Origin of the sequence: Acinetobacter higginsii (assembly GCF_000369525.1) — a bacterium.
Lineage (GTDB): Bacteria > Pseudomonadota > Gammaproteobacteria > Pseudomonadales > Moraxellaceae > Acinetobacter > Acinetobacter higginsii.
The window spans coordinates 1-23,678 of sequence record NZ_KB850068.1; the positions used below are offsets into that span (position 1 = coordinate 1).

General features: G+C 36.3%; 1 protein-coding gene. It reads left to right on the forward strand.

All coding sequences use genetic code 11. The features are described 5' to 3' along the window. Positions 1-22,961: 22,961 nt before the first annotated feature. The coding region (gene repM / locus F902_RS00465; protein ID WP_005200040.1) for a replication initiation protein RepM at positions 22,962-23,678 on the forward strand (717 nt) is incomplete at its 3' end.

Consider the following 23,678-nt stretch of genomic DNA (forward strand, 5'->3'; position numbering starts at 1 on the left):
TTACAGGTTAAATATTTAATATAAAAAGAGAAATTTACATAAAAGCGTAAACAAAGGTGATTACAAGCTATCTTATTGTTTTGTAAGTAAATATTGCACTTAATCTGCAACAAAAAGTGTTTACATCTAAGCCTATGAAATACAATAAAAATCATGATAAAAGCGTAAACGCTTTCCAGACACATCAAAAACCGCTGTATCCCTTATAGCATAAGGCTTTAGAGCCTTTATCTTTAGATGCGTGGTGTGTGAACCAAAAATTGCCGGTATGTACCGGCTCCCAATCCATTTAATTGACTTAACTGACAGTAAAGATAGTGCTTGGCCAAAAGAGATCCTGACTATTGTGTGTCTAAGGGAAAAAATCTATAAGCGGAAACTCTAGCCTACAGATCAAAAATAAAACCCAAGTTAAAACGCTCTTACATGCGATTTCAGCCACATTTTTACTTAAGACATAGAATCCACTATTGAAATGAGTAATCAGGTCAAAAAACGCAAATGAGCGCCAAATAGAGGCTATTTTTATTCTAATCGGGATGAATAGAGCGAGTGTCTACGAGCGAAGCAACAAAATTCGCACCTCGACTCTCTGAAAAACAGCTTTTTAGGCTGTGAAGCCTAAATAAGCGTAAATCACATGCAGAAAATTGAGCCTAGATCGAGCGTAGCGAGTAAAAAAGCTTTATGAGCGAAGCGAATTCCGAGTTTCTTTTGCTCTTGCCTTTGCTTTTTCTTAAAGTCACAACCGGATGAATAAAAAATTGCCCCGACGAATCGAGCGAAAGCGAGATTCAATAGAGTTTGAGCGTAGCGAAAACCAAGGGCAATTTTTCATTTGAAAGGCTTTTAATAATTTTTAAGTTTTTAAATGCTTTTAGAATAGCTGAAAACCTTTATTTTAAAGGCCTGTAGAGCTTATATGACTACGTTTACCTACCAATATGACTACGTTTACCTACCAATATGACTACGTTTACCTACCAATATGACTACGTTTACCTACCAATATGACTACGTTTACCTACCAATATGACTACGTTTACCTACCAATATGACTACGTTTACCTACCAATATGACTACGTTTACCTACCAATATGACTACGTTTACCTACCAATATGACTACGTTTACCTACCAATATGACTACGTTTACCTACCAATATGACTACGTTTACCTACCAATATGACTACGTTTACCTACCAATATGACTACGTTTACCTACCAATATGACTACGTTTACCTACCAATATGACTACGTTTACCTACCAATATGACTACGTTTACCTACCAATATGACTACGTTTACCTACCAATATGACTACGTTTACCTACCAATATGACTACGTTTACCTACCAATATGACTACGTTTACCTACCAATATGACTACGTTTACCTACCAATATGACTACGTTTACCTACCAATATGACTACGTTTACCTACCAATATGACTACGTTTACCTACCAATATGACTACGTTTACCTACCAATATGACTACGTTTACCTACCAATATGACTACGTTTACCTACCAATATGACTACGTTTACCTACCAATATGACTACGTTTACCTACCAATATGACTACGTTTACCTACCAATATGACTACGTTTACCTACCAATATGACTACGTTTACCTACCAATATGACTACGTTTACCTACCAATATGACTACGTTTACCTACCAATATGACTACGTTTACCTACCAATATGACTACGTTTACCTACCAATATGACTACGTTTACCTACCAATATGACTACGTTTACCTACCAATATGACTACGTTTACCTACCAATATGACTACGTTTACCTACCAATATGACTACGTTTACCTACCAATATGACTACGTTTACCTACCAATATGACTACGTTTACCTACCAATATGACTACGTTTACCTACCAATATGACTACGTTTACCTACCAATATGACTACGTTTACCTACCAATATGACTACGTTTACCTACCAATATGACTACGTTTACCTACCAATATGACTACGTTTACCTACCAATATGACTACGTTTACCTACCAATATGACTACGTTTACCTACCAATATGACTACGTTTACCTACCAATATGACTACGTTTACCTACCAATATGACTACGTTTACCTACCAATATGACTACGTTTACCTACCAATATGACTACGTTTACCTACCAATATGACTACGTTTACCTACCAATATGACTACGTTTACCTACCAATATGACTACGTTTACCTACCAATATGACTACGTTTACCTACCAATATGACTACGTTTACCTACCAATATGACTACGTTTACCTACCAATATGACTACGTTTACCTACCAATATGACTACGTTTACCTACCAATATGACTACGTTTACCTACCAATATGACTACGTTTACCTACCAATATGACTACGTTTACCTACCAATATGACTACGTTTACCTACCAATATGACTACGTTTACCTACCAATATGACTACGTTTACCTACCAATATGACTACGTTTACCTACCAATATGACTACGTTTACCTACCAATATGACTACGTTTACCTACCAATATGACTACGTTTACCTACCAATATGACTACGTTTACCTACCAATATGACTACGTTTACCTACCAATATGACTACGTTTACCTACCAATATGACTACGTTTACCTACCAATATGACTACGTTTACCTACCAATATGACTACGTTTACCTACCAATATGACTACGTTTACCTACCAATATGACTACGTTTACCTACCAATATGACTACGTTTACCTACCAATATGACTACGTTTACCTACCAATATGACTACGTTTACCTACCAATATGACTACGTTTACCTACCAATATGACTACGTTTACCTACCAATATGACTACGTTTACCTACCAATATGACTACGTTTACCTACCAATATGACTACGTTTACCTACCAATATGACTACGTTTACCTACCAATATGACTACGTTTACCTACCAATATGACTACGTTTACCTACCAATATGACTACGTTTACCTACCAATATGACTACGTTTACCTACCAATATGACTACGTTTACCTACCAATATGACTACGTTTACCTACCAATATGACTACGTTTACCTACCAATATGACTACGTTTACCTACCAATATGACTACGTTTACCTACCAATATGACTACGTTTACCTACCAATATGACTACGTTTACCTACCAATATGACTACGTTTACCTACCAATATGACTACGTTTACCTACCAATATGACTACGTTTACCTACCAATATGACTACGTTTACCTACCAATATGACTACGTTTACCTACCAATATGACTACGTTTACCTACCAATATGACTACGTTTACCTACCAATATGACTACGTTTACCTACCAATATGACTACGTTTACCTACCAATATGACTACGTTTACCTACCAATATGACTACGTTTACCTACCAATATGACTACGTTTACCTACCAATATGACTACGTTTACCTACCAATATGACTACGTTTACCTACCAATATGACTACGTTTACCTACCAATATGACTACGTTTACCTACCAATATGACTACGTTTACCTACCAATATGACTACGTTTACCTACCAATATGACTACGTTTACCTACCAATATGACTACGTTTACCTACCAATATGACTACGTTTACCTACCAATATGACTACGTTTACCTACCAATATGACTACGTTTACCTACCAATATGACTACGTTTACCTACCAATATGACTACGTTTACCTACCAATATGACTACGTTTACCTACCAATATGACTACGTTTACCTACCAATATGACTACGTTTACCTACCAATATGACTACGTTTACCTACCAATATGACTACGTTTACCTACCAATATGACTACGTTTACCTACCAATATGACTACGTTTACCTACCAATATGACTACGTTTACCTACCAATATGACTACGTTTACCTACCAATATGACTACGTTTACCTACCAATATGACTACGTTTACCTACCAATATGACTACGTTTACCTACCAATATGACTACGTTTACCTACCAATATGACTACGTTTACCTACCAATATGACTACGTTTACCTACCAATATGACTACGTTTACCTACCAATATGACTACGTTTACCTACCAATATGACTACGTTTACCTACCAATATGACTACGTTTACCTACCAATATGACTACGTTTACCTACCAATATGACTACGTTTACCTACCAATATGACTACGTTTACCTACCAATATGACTACGTTTACCTACCAATATGACTACGTTTACCTACCAATATGACTACGTTTACCTACCAATATGACTACGTTTACCTACCAATATGACTACGTTTACCTACCAATATGACTACGTTTACCTACCAATATGACTACGTTTACCTACCAATATGACTACGTTTACCTACCAATATGACTACGTTTACCTACCAATATGACTACGTTTACCTACCAATATGACTACGTTTACCTACCAATATGACTACGTTTACCTACCAATATGACTACGTTTACCTACCAATATGACTACGTTTACCTACCAATATGACTACGTTTACCTACCAATATGACTACGTTTACCTACCAATATGACTACGTTTACCTACCAATATGACTACGTTTACCTACCAATATGACTACGTTTACCTACCAATATGACTACGTTTACCTACCAATATGACTACGTTTACCTACCAATATGACTACGTTTACCTACCAATATGACTACGTTTACCTACCAATATGACTACGTTTACCTACCAATATGACTACGTTTACCTACCAATATGACTACGTTTACCTACCAATATGACTACGTTTACCTACCAATATGACTACGTTTACCTACCAATATGACTACGTTTACCTACCAATATGACTACGTTTACCTACCAATATGACTACGTTTACCTACCAATATGACTACGTTTACCTACCAATATGACTACGTTTACCTACCAATATGACTACGTTTACCTACCAATATGACTACGTTTACCTACCAATATGACTACGTTTACCTACCAATATGACTACGTTTACCTACCAATATGACTACGTTTACCTACCAATATGACTACGTTTACCTACCAATATGACTACGTTTACCTACCAATATGACTACGTTTACCTACCAATATGACTACGTTTACCTACCAATATGACTACGTTTACCTACCAATATGACTACGTTTACCTACCAATATGACTACGTTTACCTACCAATATGACTACGTTTACCTACCAATATGACTACGTTTACCTACCAATATGACTACGTTTACCTACCAATATGACTACGTTTACCTACCAATATGACTACGTTTACCTACCAATATGACTACGTTTACCTACCAATATGACTACGTTTACCTACCAATATGACTACGTTTACCTACCAATATGACTACGTTTACCTACCAATATGACTACGTTTACCTACCAATATGACTACGTTTACCTACCAATATGACTACGTTTACCTACCAATATGACTACGTTTACCTACCAATATGACTACGTTTACCTACCAATATGACTACGTTTACCTACCAATATGACTACGTTTACCTACCAATATGACTACGTTTACCTACCAATATGACTACGTTTACCTACCAATATGACTACGTTTACCTACCAATATGACTACGTTTACCTACCAATATGACTACGTTTACCTACCAATATGACTACGTTTACCTACCAATATGACTACGTTTACCTACCAATATGACTACGTTTACCTACCAATATGACTACGTTTACCTACCAATATGACTACGTTTACCTACCAATATGACTACGTTTACCTACCAATATGACTACGTTTACCTACCAATATGACTACGTTTACCTACCAATATGACTACGTTTACCTACCAATATGACTACGTTTACCTACCAATATGACTACGTTTACCTACCAATATGACTACGTTTACCTACCAATATGACTACGTTTACCTACCAATATGACTACGTTTACCTACCAATATGACTACGTTTACCTACCAATATGACTACGTTTACCTACCAATATGACTACGTTTACCTACCAATATGACTACGTTTACCTACCAATATGACTACGTTTACCTACCAATATGACTACGTTTACCTACCAATATGACTACGTTTACCTACCAATATGACTACGTTTACCTACCAATATGACTACGTTTACCTACCAATATGACTACGTTTACCTACCAATATGACTACGTTTACCTACCAATATGACTACGTTTACCTACCAATATGACTACGTTTACCTACCAATATGACTACGTTTACCTACCAATATGACTACGTTTACCTACCAATATGACTACGTTTACCTACCAATATGACTACGTTTACCTACCAATATGACTACGTTTACCTACCAATATGACTACGTTTACCTACCAATATGACTACGTTTACCTACCAATATGACTACGTTTACCTACCAATATGACTACGTTTACCTACCAATATGACTACGTTTACCTACCAATATGACTACGTTTACCTACCAATATGACTACGTTTACCTACCAATATGACTACGTTTACCTACCAATATGACTACGTTTACCTACCAATATGACTACGTTTACCTACCAATATGACTACGTTTACCTACCAATATGACTACGTTTACCTACCAATATGACTACGTTTACCTACCAATATGACTACGTTTACCTACCAATATGACTACGTTTACCTACCAATATGACTACGTTTACCTACCAATATGACTACGTTTACCTACCAATATGACTACGTTTACCTACCAATATGACTACGTTTACCTACCAATATGACTACGTTTACCTACCAATATGACTACGTTTACCTACCAATATGACTACGTTTACCTACCAATATGACTACGTTTACCTACCAATATGACTACGTTTACCTACCAATATGACTACGTTTACCTACCAATATGACTACGTTTACCTACCAATATGACTACGTTTACCTACCAATATGACTACGTTTACCTACCAATATGACTACGTTTACCTACCAATATGACTACGTTTACCTACCAATATGACTACGTTTACCTACCAATATGACTACGTTTACCTACCAATATGACTACGTTTACCTACCAATATGACTACGTTTACCTACCAATATGACTACGTTTACCTACCAATATGACTACGTTTACCTACCAATATGACTACGTTTACCTACCAATATGACTACGTTTACCTACCAATATGACTACGTTTACCTACCAATATGACTACGTTTACCTACCAATATGACTACGTTTACCTACCAATATGACTACGTTTACCTACCAATATGACTACGTTTACCTACCAATATGACTACGTTTACCTACCAATATGACTACGTTTACCTACCAATATGACTACGTTTACCTACCAATATGACTACGTTTACCTACCAATATGACTACGTTTACCTACCAATATGACTACGTTTACCTACCAATATGACTACGTTTACCTACCAATATGACTACGTTTACCTACCAATATGACTACGTTTACCTACCAATATGACTACGTTTACCTACCAATATGACTACGTTTACCTACCAATATGACTACGTTTACCTACCAATATGACTACGTTTACCTACCAATATGACTACGTTTACCTACCAATATGACTACGTTTACCTACCAATATGACTACGTTTACCTACCAATATGACTACGTTTACCTACCAATATGACTACGTTTACCTACCAATATGACTACGTTTACCTACCAATATGACTACGTTTACCTACCAATATGACTACGTTTACCTACCAATATGACTACGTTTACCTACCAATATGACTACGTTTACCTACCAATATGACTACGTTTACCTACCAATATGACTACGTTTACCTACCAATATGACTACGTTTACCTACCAATATGACTACGTTTACCTACCAATATGACTACGTTTACCTACCAATATGACTACGTTTACCTACCAATATGACTACGTTTACCTACCAATATGACTACGTTTACCTACCAATATGACTACGTTTACCTACCAATATGACTACGTTTACCTACCAATATGACTACGTTTACCTACCAATATGACTACGTTTACCTACCAATATGACTACGTTTACCTACCAATATGACTACGTTTACCTACCAATATGACTACGTTTACCTACCAATATGACTACGTTTACCTACCAATATGACTACGTTTACCTACCAATATGACTACGTTTACCTACCAATATGACTACGTTTACCTACCAATATGACTACGTTTACCTACCAATATGACTACGTTTACCTACCAATATGACTACGTTTACCTACCAATATGACTACGTTTACCTACCAATATGACTACGTTTACCTACCAATATGACTACGTTTACCTACCAATATGACTACGTTTACCTACCAATATGACTACGTTTACCTACCAATATGACTACGTTTACCTACCAATATGACTACGTTTACCTACCAATATGACTACGTTTACCTACCAATATGACTACGTTTACCTACCAATATGACTACGTTTACCTACCAATATGACTACGTTTACCTACCAATATGACTACGTTTACCTACCAATATGACTACGTTTACCTACCAATATGACTACGTTTACCTACCAATATGACTACGTTTACCTACCAATATGACTACGTTTACCTACCAATATGACTACGTTTACCTACCAATATGACTACGTTTACCTACCAATATGACTACGTTTACCTACCAATATGACTACGTTTACCTACCAATATGACTACGTTTACCTACCAATATGACTACGTTTACCTACCAATATGACTACGTTTACCTACCAATATGACTACGTTTACCTACCAATATGACTACGTTTACCTACCAATATGACTACGTTTACCTACCAATATGACTACGTTTACCTACCAATATGACTACGTTTACCTACCAATATGACTACGTTTACCTACCAATATGACTACGTTTACCTACCAATATGACTACGTTTACCTACCAATATGACTACGTTTACCTACCAATATGACTACGTTTACCTACCAATATGACTACGTTTACCTACCAATATGACTACGTTTACCTACCAATATGACTACGTTTACCTACCAATATGACTACGTTTACCTACCAATATGACTACGTTTACCTACCAATATGACTACGTTTACCTACCAATATGACTACGTTTACCTACCAATATGACTACGTTTACCTACCAATATGACTACGTTTACCTACCAATATGACTACGTTTACCTACCAATATGACTACGTTTACCTACCAATATGACTACGTTTACCTACCAATATGACTACGTTTACCTACCAATATGACTACGTTTACCTACCAATATGACTACGTTTACCTACCAATATGACTACGTTTACCTACCAATATGACTACGTTTACCTACCAATATGACTACGTTTACCTACCAATATGACTACGTTTACCTACCAATATGACTACGTTTACCTACCAATATGACTACGTTTACCTACCAATATGACTACGTTTACCTACCAATATGACTACGTTTACCTACCAATATGACTACGTTTACCTACCAATATGACTACGTTTACCTACCAATATGACTACGTTTACCTACCAATATGACTACGTTTACCTACCAATATGACTACGTTTACCTACCAATATGACTACGTTTACCTACCAATATGACTACGTTTACCTACCAATATGACTACGTTTACCTACCAATATGACTACGTTTACCTACCAATATGACTACGTTTACCTACCAATATGACTACGTTTACCTACCAATATGACTACGTTTACCTACCAATATGACTACGTTTACCTACCAATATGACTACGTTTACCTACCAATATGACTACGTTTACCTACCAATATGACTACGTTTACCTACCAATATGACTACGTTTACCTACCAATATGACTACGTTTACCTACCAATATGACTACGTTTACCTACCAATATGACTACGTTTACCTACCAATATGACTACGTTTACCTACCAATATGACTACGTTTACCTACCAATATGACTACGTTTACCTACCAATATGACTACGTTTACCTACCAATATGACTACGTTTACCTACCAATATGACTACGTTTACCTACCAATATGACTACGTTTACCTACCAATATGACTACGTTTACCTACCAATATGACTACGTTTACCTACCAATATGACTACGTTTACCTACCAATATGACTACGTTTACCTACCAATATGACTACGTTTACCTACCAATATGACTACGTTTACCTACCAATATGACTACGTTTACCTACCAATATGACTACGTTTACCTACCAATATGACTACGTTTACCTACCAATATGACTACGTTTACCTACCAATATGACTACGTTTACCTACCAATATGACTACGTTTACCTACCAATATGACTACGTTTACCTACCAATATGACTACGTTTACCTACCAATATGACTACGTTTACCTACCAATATGACTACGTTTACCTACCAATATGACTACGTTTACCTACCAATATGACTACGTTTACCTACCAATATGACTACGTTTACCTACCAATATGACTACGTTTACCTACCAATATGACTACGTTTACCTACCAATATGACTACGTTTACCTACCAATATGACTACGTTTACCTACCAATATGACTACGTTTACCTACCAATATGACTACGTTTACCTACCAATATGACTACGTTTACCTACCAATATGACTACGTTTACCTACCAATATGACTACGTTTACCTACCAATATGACTACGTTTACCTACCAATATGACTACGTTTACCTACCAATATGACTACGTTTACCTACCAATATGACTACGTTTACCTACCAATATGACTACGTTTACCTACCAATATGACTACGTTTACCTACCAATATGACTACGTTTACCTACCAATATGACTACGTTTACCTACCAATATGACTACGTTTACCTACCAATATGACTACGTTTACCTACCAATATGACTACGTTTACCTACCAATATGACTACGTTTACCTACCAATATGACTACGTTTACCTACCAATATGACTACGTTTACCTACCAATATGACTACGTTTACCTACCAATATGACTACGTTTACCTACCAATATGACTACGTTTACCTACCAATATGACTACGTTTACCTACCAATATGACTACGTTTACCTACCAATATGACTACGTTTACCTACCAATATGACTACGTTTACCTACCAATATGACTACGTTTACCTACCAATATGACTACGTTTACCTACCAATATGACTACGTTTACCTACCAATATGACTACGTTTACCTACCAATATGACTACGTTTACCTACCAATATGACTACGTTTACCTACCAATATGACTACGTTTACCTACCAATATGACTACGTTTACCTACCAATATGACTACGTTTACCTACCAATATGACTACGTTTACCTACCAATATGACTACGTTTACCTACCAATATGACTACGTTTACCTACCAATATGACTACGTTTACCTACCAATATGACTACGTTTACCTACCAATATGACTACGTTTACCTACCAATATGACTACGTTTACCTACCAATATGACTACGTTTACCTACCAATATGACTACGTTTACCTACCAATATGACTACGTTTACCTACCAATATGACTACGTTTACCTACCAATATGACTACGTTTACCTACCAATATGACTACGTTTACCTACCAATATGACTACGTTTACCTACCAATATGACTACGTTTACCTACCAATATGACTACGTTTACCTACCAATATGACTACGTTTACCTACCAATATGACTACGTTTACCTACCAATATGACTACGTTTACCTACCAATATGACTACGTTTACCTACCAATATGACTACGTTTACCTACCAATATGACTACGTTTACCTACCAATATGACTACGTTTACCTACCAATATGACTACGTTTACCTACCAATATGACTACGTTTACCTACCAATATGACTACGTTTACCTACCAATATGACTACGTTTACCTACCAATATGACTACGTTTACCTACCAATATGACTACGTTTACCTACCAATATGACTACGTTTACCTACCAATATGACTACGTTTACCTACCAATATGACTACGTTTACCTACCAATATGACTACGTTTACCTACCAATATGACTACGTTTACCTACCAATATGACTACGTTTACCTACCAATATGACTACGTTTACCTACCAATATGACTACGTTTACCTACCAATATGACTACGTTTACCTACCAATATGACTACGTTTACCTACCAATATGACTACGTTTACCTACCAATATGACTACGTTTACCTACCAATATGACTACGTTTACCTACCAATATGACTACGTTTACCTACCAATATGACTACGTTTACCTACCAATATGACTACGTTTACCTACCAATATGACTACGTTTACCTACCAATATGACTACGTTTACCTACCAATATGACTACGTTTACCTACCAATATGACTACGTTTACCTACCAATATGACTACGTTTACCTACCAATATGACTACGTTTACCTACCAATATGACTACGTTTACCTACCAATATGACTACGTTTACCTACCAATATGACTACGTTTACCTACCAATATGACTACGTTTACCTACCAATATGACTACGTTTACCTACCAATATGACTACGTTTACCTACCAATATGACTACGTTTACCTACCAATATGACTACGTTTACCTACCAATATGACTACGTTTACCTACCAATATGACTACGTTTACCTACCAATATGACTACGTTTACCTACCAATATGACTACGTTTACCTACCAATATGACTACGTTTACCTACCAATATGACTACGTTTACCTACCAATATGACTACGTTTACCTACCAATATGACTACGTTTACCTACCAATATGACTACGTTTACCTACCAATATGACTACGTTTACCTACCAATATGACTACGTTTACCTACCAATATGACTACGTTTACCTACCAATATGACTACGTTTACCTACCAATATGACTACGTTTACCTACCAATATGACTACGTTTACCTACCAATATGACTACGTTTACCTACCAATATGACTACGTTTACCTACCAATATGACTACGTTTACCTACCAATATGACTACGTTTACCTACCAATATGACTACGTTTACCTACCAATATGACTACGTTTACCTACCAATATGACTACGTTTACCTACCAATATGACTACGTTTACCTACCAATATGACTACGTTTACCTACCAATATGACTACGTTTACCTACCAATATGACTACGTTTACCTACCAATATGACTACGTTTACCTACCAATATGACTACGTTTACCTACCAATATGACTACGTTTACCTACCAATATGACTACGTTTACCTACCAATATGACTACGTTTACCTACCAATATGACTACGTTTACCTACCAATATGACTACGTTTACCTACCAATATGACTACGTTTACCTACCAATATGACTACGTTTACCTACCAATATGACTACGTTTACCTACCAATATGACTACGTTTACCTACCAATATGACTACGTTTACCTACCAATATGACTACGTTTACCTACCAATATGACTACGTTTACCTACCAATATGACTACGTTTACCTACCAATATGACTACGTTTACCTACCAATATGACTACGTTTACCTACCAATATGACTACGTTTACCTACCAATATGACTACGTTTACCTACCAATATGACTACGTTTACCTACCAATATGACTACGTTTACCTACCAATATGACTACGTTTACCTACCAATATGACTACGTTTACCTACCAATATGACTACGTTTACCTACCAATATGACTACGTTTACCTACCAATATGACTACGTTTACCTACCAATATGACTACGTTTACCTACCAATATGACTACGTTTACCTACCAATATGACTACGTTTACCTACCAATATGACTACGTTTACCTACCAATATGACTACGTTTACCTACCAATATGACTACGTTTACCTACCAATATGACTACGTTTACCTACCAATATGACTACGTTTACCTACCAATATGACTACGTTTACCTACCAATATGACTACGTTTACCTACCAATATGACTACGTTTACCTACCAATATGACTACGTTTACCTACCAATATGACTACGTTTACCTACCAATATGACTACGTTTACCTACCAATATGACTACGTTTACCTACCAATATGACTACGTTTACCTACCAATATGACTACGTTTACCTACCAATATGACTACGTTTACCTACCAATATGACTACGTTTACCTACCAATATGACTACGTTTACCTACCAATATGACTACGTTTACCTACCAATATGACTACGTTTACCTACCAATATGACTACGTTTACCTACCAATATGACTACGTTTACCTACCAATATGACTACGTTTACCTACCAATATGACTACGTTTACCTACCAATATGACTACGTTTACCTACCAATATGACTACGTTTACCTACCAATATGACTACGTTTACCTACCAATATGACTACGTTTACCTACCAATATGACTACGTTTACCTACCAATATGACTACGTTTACCTACCAATATGACTACGTTTACCTACCAATATGACTACGTTTACCTACCAATATGACTACGTTTACCTACCAATATGACTACGTTTACCTACCAATATGACTACGTTTACCTACCAATATGACTACGTTTACCTACCAATATGACTACGTTTACCTACCAATATGACTACGTTTACCTACCAATATGACTACGTTTACCTACCAATATGACTACGTTTACCTACCAATATGACTACGTTTACCTACCAATATGACTACGTTTACCTACCAATATGACTACGTTTACCTACCAATATGACTACGTTTACCTACCAATATGACTACGTTTACCTACCAATATGACTACGTTTACCTACCAATATGACTACGTTTACCTACCAATATGACTACGTTTACCTACCAATATGACTACGTTTACCTACCAATATGACTACGTTTACCTACCAATATGACTACGTTTACCTACCAATATGACTACGTTTACCTACCAATATGACTACGTTTACCTACCAATATGACTACGTTTACCTACCAATATGACTACGTTTACCTACCAATATGACTACGTTTACCTACCAATATGACTACGTTTACCTACCAATATGACTACGTTTACCTACCAATATGACTACGTTTACCTACCAATATGACTACGTTTACCTACCAATATGACTACGTTTACCTACCAATATGACTACGTTTACCTACCAATATGACTACGTTTACCTACCAATATGACTACGTTTACCTACCAATATGACTACGTTTACCTACCAATATGACTACGTTTACCTACCAATATGACTACGTTTACCTACCAATATGACTACGTTTACCTACCAATATGACTACGTTTACCTACCAATATGACTACGTTTACCTACCAATATGACTACGTTTACCTACCAATATGACTACGTTTACCTACCAATATGACTACGTTTACCTACCAATATGACTACGTTTACCTACCAATATGACTACGTTTACCTACCAATATGACTACGTTTACCTACCAATATGACTACGTTTACCTACCAATATGACTACGTTTACCTACCAATATGACTACGTTTACCTACCAATATGACTACGTTTACCTACCAATATGACTACGTTTACCTACCAATATGACTACGTTTACCTACCAATATGACTACGTTTACCTACCAATATGACTACGTTTACCTACCAATATGACTACGTTTACCTACCAATATGACTACGTTTACCTACCAATATGACTACGTTTACCTACCAATATGACTACGTTTACCTACCAATATGACTACGTTTACCTACCAATATGACTACGTTTACCTACCAATATGACTACGTTTACCTACCAATATGACTACGTTTACCTACCAATATGACTACGTTTACCTACCAATATGACTACGTTTACCTACCAATATGACTACGTTTACCTACCAATATGACTACGTTTACCTACCAATATGACTACGTTTACCTACCAATATGACTACGTTTACCTACCAATATGACTACGTTTACCTACCAATATGACTACGTTTACCTACCAATATGACTACGTTTACCTACCAATATGACTACGTTTACCTACCAATATGACTACGTTTACCTACCAATATGACTACGTTTACCTACCAATATGACTACGTTTACCTACCAATATGACTACGTTTACCTACCAATATGACTACGTTTACCTACCAATATGACTACGTTTACCTACCAATATGACTACGTTTACCTACCAATATGACTACGTTTACCTACCAATATGACTACGTTTACCTACCAATATGACTACGTTTACCTACCAATATGACTACGTTTACCTACCAATATGACTACGTTTACCTACCAATATGACTACGTTTACCTACCAATATGACTACGTTTACCTACCAATATGACTACGTTTACCTACCAATATGACTACGTTTACCTACCAATATGACTACGTTTACCTACCAATATGACTACGTTTACCTACCAATATGACTACGTTTACCTACCAATATGACTACGTTTACCTACCAATATGACTACGTTTACCTACCAATATGACTACGTTTACCTACCAATATGACTACGTTTACCTACCAATATGACTACGTTTACCTACCAATATGACTACGTTTACCTACCAATATGACTACGTTTACCTACCAATATGACTACGTTTACCTACCAATATGACTACGTTTACCTACCAATATGACTACGTTTACCTACCAATATGACTACGTTTACCTACCAATATGACTACGTTTACCTACCAATATGACTACGTTTACCTACCAATATGACTACGTTTACCTACCAATATGACTACGTTTACCTACCAATATGACTACGTTTACCTACCAATATGACTACGTTTACCTACCAATATGACTACGTTTACCTACCAATATGACTACGTTTACCTACCAATATGACTACGTTTACCTACCAATATGACTACGTTTACCTACCAATATGACTACGTTTACCTACCAATATGACTACGTTTACCTACCAATATGACTACGTTTACCTACCAATATGACTACGTTTACCTACCAATATGACTACGTTTACCTACCAATATGACTACGTTTACCTACCAATATGACTACGTTTACCTACCAATATGACTACGTTTACCTACCAATATGACTACGTTTACCTACCAATATGACTACGTTTACCTACCAATATGACTACGTTTACCTACCAATATGACTACGTTTACCTACCAATATGACTACGTTTACCTACCAATATGACTACGTTTACCTACCAATATGACTACGTTTACCTACCAATATGACTACGTTTACCTACCAATATGACTACGTTTACCTACCAATATGACTACGTTTACCTACCAATATGACTACGTTTACCTACCAATATGACTACGTTTACCTACCAATATGACTACGTTTACCTACCAATATGACTACGTTTACCTACCAATATGACTACGTTTACCTACCAATATGACTACGTTTACCTACCAATATGACTACGTTTACCTACCAATATGACTACGTTTACCTACCAATATGACTACGTTTACCTACCAATATGACTACGTTTACCTACCAATATGACTACGTTTACCTACCAATATGACTACGTTTACCTACCAATATGACTACGTTTACCTACCAATATGACTACGTTTACCTACCAATATGACTACGTTTACCTACCAATATGACTACGTTTACCTACCAATATGACTACGTTTACCTACCAATATGACTACGTTTACCTACCAATATGACTACGTTTACCTACCAATATGACTACGTTTACCTACCAATATGACTACGTTTACCTACCAATATGACTACGTTTACCTACCAATATGACTACGTTTACCTACCAATATGACTACGTTTACCTACCAATATGACTACGTTTACCTACCAATATGACTACGTTTACCTACCAATATGACTACGTTTACCTACCAATATGACTACGTTTACCTACCAATATGACTACGTTTACCTACCAATATGACTACGTTTACCTACCAATATGACTACGTTTACCTACCAATATGACTACGTTTACCTACCAATATGACTACGTTTACCTACCAATATGACTACGTTTACCTACCAATATGACTACGTTTACCTACCAATATGACTACGTTTACCTACCAATATGACTACGTTTACCTACCAATATGACTACGTTTACCTACCAATATGACTACGTTTACCTACCAATATGACTACGTTTACCTACCAATATGACTACGTTTACCTACCAATATGACTACGTTTACCTACCAATATGACTACGTTTACCTACCAATATGACTACGTTTACCTACCAATATGACTACGTTTACCTACCAATATGACTACGTTTACCTACCAATATGACTACGTTTACCTACCAATATGACTACGTTTACCTACCAATATGACTACGTTTACCTACCAATATGACTACGTTTACCTACCAATATGACTACGTTTACCTACCAATATGACTACGTTTACCTACCAATATGACTACGTTTACCTACCAATATGACTACGTTTACCTACCAATATGACTACGTTTACCTACCAATATGACTACGTTTACCTACCAATATGACTACGTTTACCTACCAATATGACTACGTTTACCTACCAATATGACTACGTTTACCTACCAATATGACTACGTTTACCTACCAATATGACTACGTTTACCTACCAATATGACTACGTTTACCTACCAATATGACTACGTTTACCTACCAATATGACTACGTTTACCTACCAATATGACTACGTTTACCTACCAATATGACTACGTTTACCTACCAATATGACTACGTTTACCTACCAATATGACTACGTTTACCTACCAATATGACTACGTTTACCTACCAATATGACTACGTTTACCTACCAATATGACTACGTTTACCTACCAATATGACTACGTTTACCTACCAATATGACTACGTTTACCTACCAATATGACTACGTTTACCTACCAATATGACTACGTTTACCTACCAATATGACTACGTTTACCTACCAATATGACTACGTTTACCTACCAATATGACTACGTTTACCTACCAATATGACTACGTTTACCTACCAATATGACTACGTTTACCTACCAATATGACTACGTTTACCTACCAATATGACTACGTTTACCTACCAATATGACTACGTTTACCTACCAATATGACTACGTTTACCTACCAATATGACTACGTTTACCTACCAATATGACTACGTTTACCTACCAATATGACTACGTTTACCTACCAATATGACTACGTTTACCTACCAATATGACTACGTTTACCTACCAATATGACTACGTTTACCTACCAATATGACTACGTTTACCTACCAATATGACTACGTTTACCTACCAATATGACTACGTTTACCTACCAATATGACTACGTTTACCTACCAATATGACTACGTTTACCTACCAATATGACTACGTTTACCTACCAATATGACTACGTTTACCTACCAATATGACTACGTTTACCTACCAATATGACTACGTTTACCTACCAATATGACTACGTTTACCTACCAATATGACTACGTTTACCTACCAATATGACTACGTTTACCTACCAATATGACTACGTTTACCTACCAATATGACTACGTTTACCTACCAATATGACTACGTTTACCTACCAATATGACTACGTTTACCTACCAATATGACTACGTTTACCTACCAATATGACTACGTTTACCTACCAATATGACTACGTTTACCTACCAATATGACTACGTTTACCTACCAATATGACTACGTTTACCTACCAATATGACTACGTTTACCTACCAATATGACTACGTTTACCTACCAATATGACTACGTTTACCTACCAATATGACTACGTTTACCTACCAATATGACTACGTTTACCTACCAATATGACTACGTTTACCTACCAATATGACTACGTTTACCTACCAATATGACTACGTTTACCTACCAATATGACTACGTTTACCTACCAATATGACTACGTTTACCTACCAATATGACTACGTTTACCTACCAATATGACTACGTTTACCTACCAATATGACTACGTTTACCTACCAATATGACTACGTTTACCTACCAATATGACTACGTTTACCTACCAATATGACTACGTTTACCTACCAATATGACTACGTTTACCTACCAATATGACTACGTTTACCTACCAATATGACTACGTTTACCTACCAATATGACTACGTTTACCTACCAATATGACTACGTTTACCTACCAATATGACTACGTTTACCTACCAATATGACTACGTTTACCTACCAATATGACTACGTTTACCTACCAATATGACTACGTTTACCTACCAATATGACTACGTTTACCTACCAATATGACTACGTTTACCTACCAATATGACTACGTTTACCTACCAATATGACTACGTTTACCTACCAATATGACTACGTTTACCTACCAATATGACTACGTTTACCTACCAATATGACTACGTTTACCTACCAATATGACTACGTTTACCTACCAATATGACTACGTTTACCTACCAATATGACTACGTTTACCTACCAATATGACTACGTTTACCTACCAATATGACTACGTTTACCTACCAATATGACTACGTTTACCTACCAATATGACTACGTTTACCTACCAATATGACTACGTTTACCTACCAATATGACTACGTTTACCTACCAATATGACTACGTTTACCTACCAATATGACTACGTTTACCTACCAATATGACTACGTTTACCTACCAATATGACTACGTTTACCTACCAATATGACTACGTTTACCTACCAATATGACTACGTTTACCTACCAATATGACTACGTTTACCTACCAATATGACTACGTTTACCTACCAATATGACTACGTTTACCTACCAATATGACTACGTTTACCTACCAATATGACTACGTTTACCTACCAATATGACTACGTTTACCTACCAATATGACTACGTTTACCTACCAATATGACTACGTTTACCTACCAATATGACTACGTTTACCTACCAATATGACTACGTTTACCTACCAATATGACTACGTTTACCTACCAATATGACTACGTTTACCTACCAATATGACTACGTTTACCTACCAATATGACTACGTTTACCTACCAATATGACTACGTTTACCTACCAATATGACTACGTTTACCTACCAATATGACTACGTTTACCTACCAATATGACTACGTTTACCTACCAATATGACTACGTTTACCTACCAATATGACTACGTTTACCTACCAATATGACTACGTTTACCTACCAATATGACTACGTTTACCTACCAATATGACTACGTTTACCTACCAATATGACTACGTTTACCTACCAATATGACTACGTTTACCTACCAATATGACTACGTTTACCTACCAATATGACTACGTTTACCTACCAATATGACTACGTTTACCTACCAATATGACTACGTTTACCTACCAATATGACTACGTTTACCTACCAATATGACTACGTTTACCTACCAATATGACTACGTTTACCTACCAATATGACTACGTTTACCTACCAATATGACTACGTTTACCTACCAATATGACTACGTTTACCTACCAATATGACTACGTTTACCTACCAATATGACTACGTTTACCTACCAATATGACTACGTTTACCTACCAATATGACTACGTTTACCTACCAATATGACTACGTTTACCTACCAATATGACTACGTTTACCTACCAATATGACTACGTTTACCTACCAATATGACTACGTTTACCTACCAATATGACTACGTTTACCTACCAATATGACTACGTTTACCTACCAATATGACTACGTTTACCTACCAATATGACTACGTTTACCTACCAATATGACTACGTTTACCTACCAATATGACTACGTTTACCTACCAATATGACTACGTTTACCTACCAATATGACTACGTTTACCTACCAATATGACTACGTTTACCTACCAATATGACTACGTTTACCTACCAATATGACTACGTTTACCTACCAATATGACTACGTTTACCTACCAATATGACTACGTTTACCTACCAATATGACTACGTTTACCTACCAATATGACTACGTTTACCTACCAATATGACTACGTTTACCTACCAATATGACTACGTTTACCTACCAATATGACTACGTTTACCTACCAATATGACTACGTTTACCTACCAATATGACTACGTTTACCTACCAATATGACTACGTTTACCTACCAATATGACTACGTTTACCTACCAATATGACTACGTTTACCTACCAATATGACTACGTTTACCTACCAATATGACTACGTTTACCTACCAATATGACTACGTTTACCTACCAATATGACTACGTTTACCTACCAATATGACTACGTTTACCTACCAATATGACTACGTTTACCTACCAATATGACTACGTTTACCTACCAATATGACTACGTTTACCTACCAATATGACTACGTTTACCTACCAATATGACTACGTTTACCTACCAATATGACTACGTTTACCTACCAATATGACTACGTTTACCTACCAATATGACTACGTTTACCTACCAATATGACTACGTTTACCTACCAATATGACTACGTTTACCTACCAATATGACTACGTTTACCTACCAATATGACTACGTTTACCTACCAATATGACTACGTTTACCTACCAATATGACTACGTTTACCTACCAATATGACTACGTTTACCTACCAATATGACTACGTTTACCTACCAATATGACTACGTTTACCTACCAATATGACTACGTTTACCTACCATAAATCTTCATAATATTTTTTGTAGATTTAACTACGTTTACCTTGCATAAATCTACATAATTATTAATATAGACTTATATTCATAAATAATAATGTAGATAAATAAGATGCGGGATTTAGTTGTTAAAGATAATGCTCTAATAAATGCTAGCTATAATTTGGATTTAGTAGAACAACGTTTAATCCTATTGGCCATTGTCGAGGCAAGAGGTAGTGGCAGAGGTATCAATGCAAATGACCCATTAGAGGTTCATGCAGAGAGTTATGTAAACCAGTTTAATGTTGCACGACAAACAGCTTATCAAGCCCTCAAAGATGCGTGTAAAGACTTATTCGCACGCCAATTTAGCTATCAAGAAGTAAATAAAAGAGGAAATATTGAGAATGTCCTAAGTCGCTGGGTCAGTGAAATTAGATACATTGATGATGAAGCAACAGTAAAATTAATATTTGCACCTGCAATCGTGCCTCTTATTACACGTTTAGAAGAACAATTCACAAAATATGAGCTACAGCAGATTAGCGATCTTAGTAGTGCTTACGCTGTACGTTTATACGAATTATTGATTGCCTGGCGTAGTACTGGCCAAACACCTGTTATTGAACTAGCAGAGTTCAGGCAGAAGATAGGTGTTCTCGATGATGAATACACTAGAATGGGAAACTTCAAGGATCGAGTGTTAAACCTAGCTATTGCCCAAGTTAATGAGCACACAGACATTAACGTTAAATGTGAGCAACATAAAAAAGGCCGTAACATTTCAGGATTCTCTTTCACATTTAAGCAAAAGAAAGTGCTCACCTCTAAAAGTTCAACTTCACTT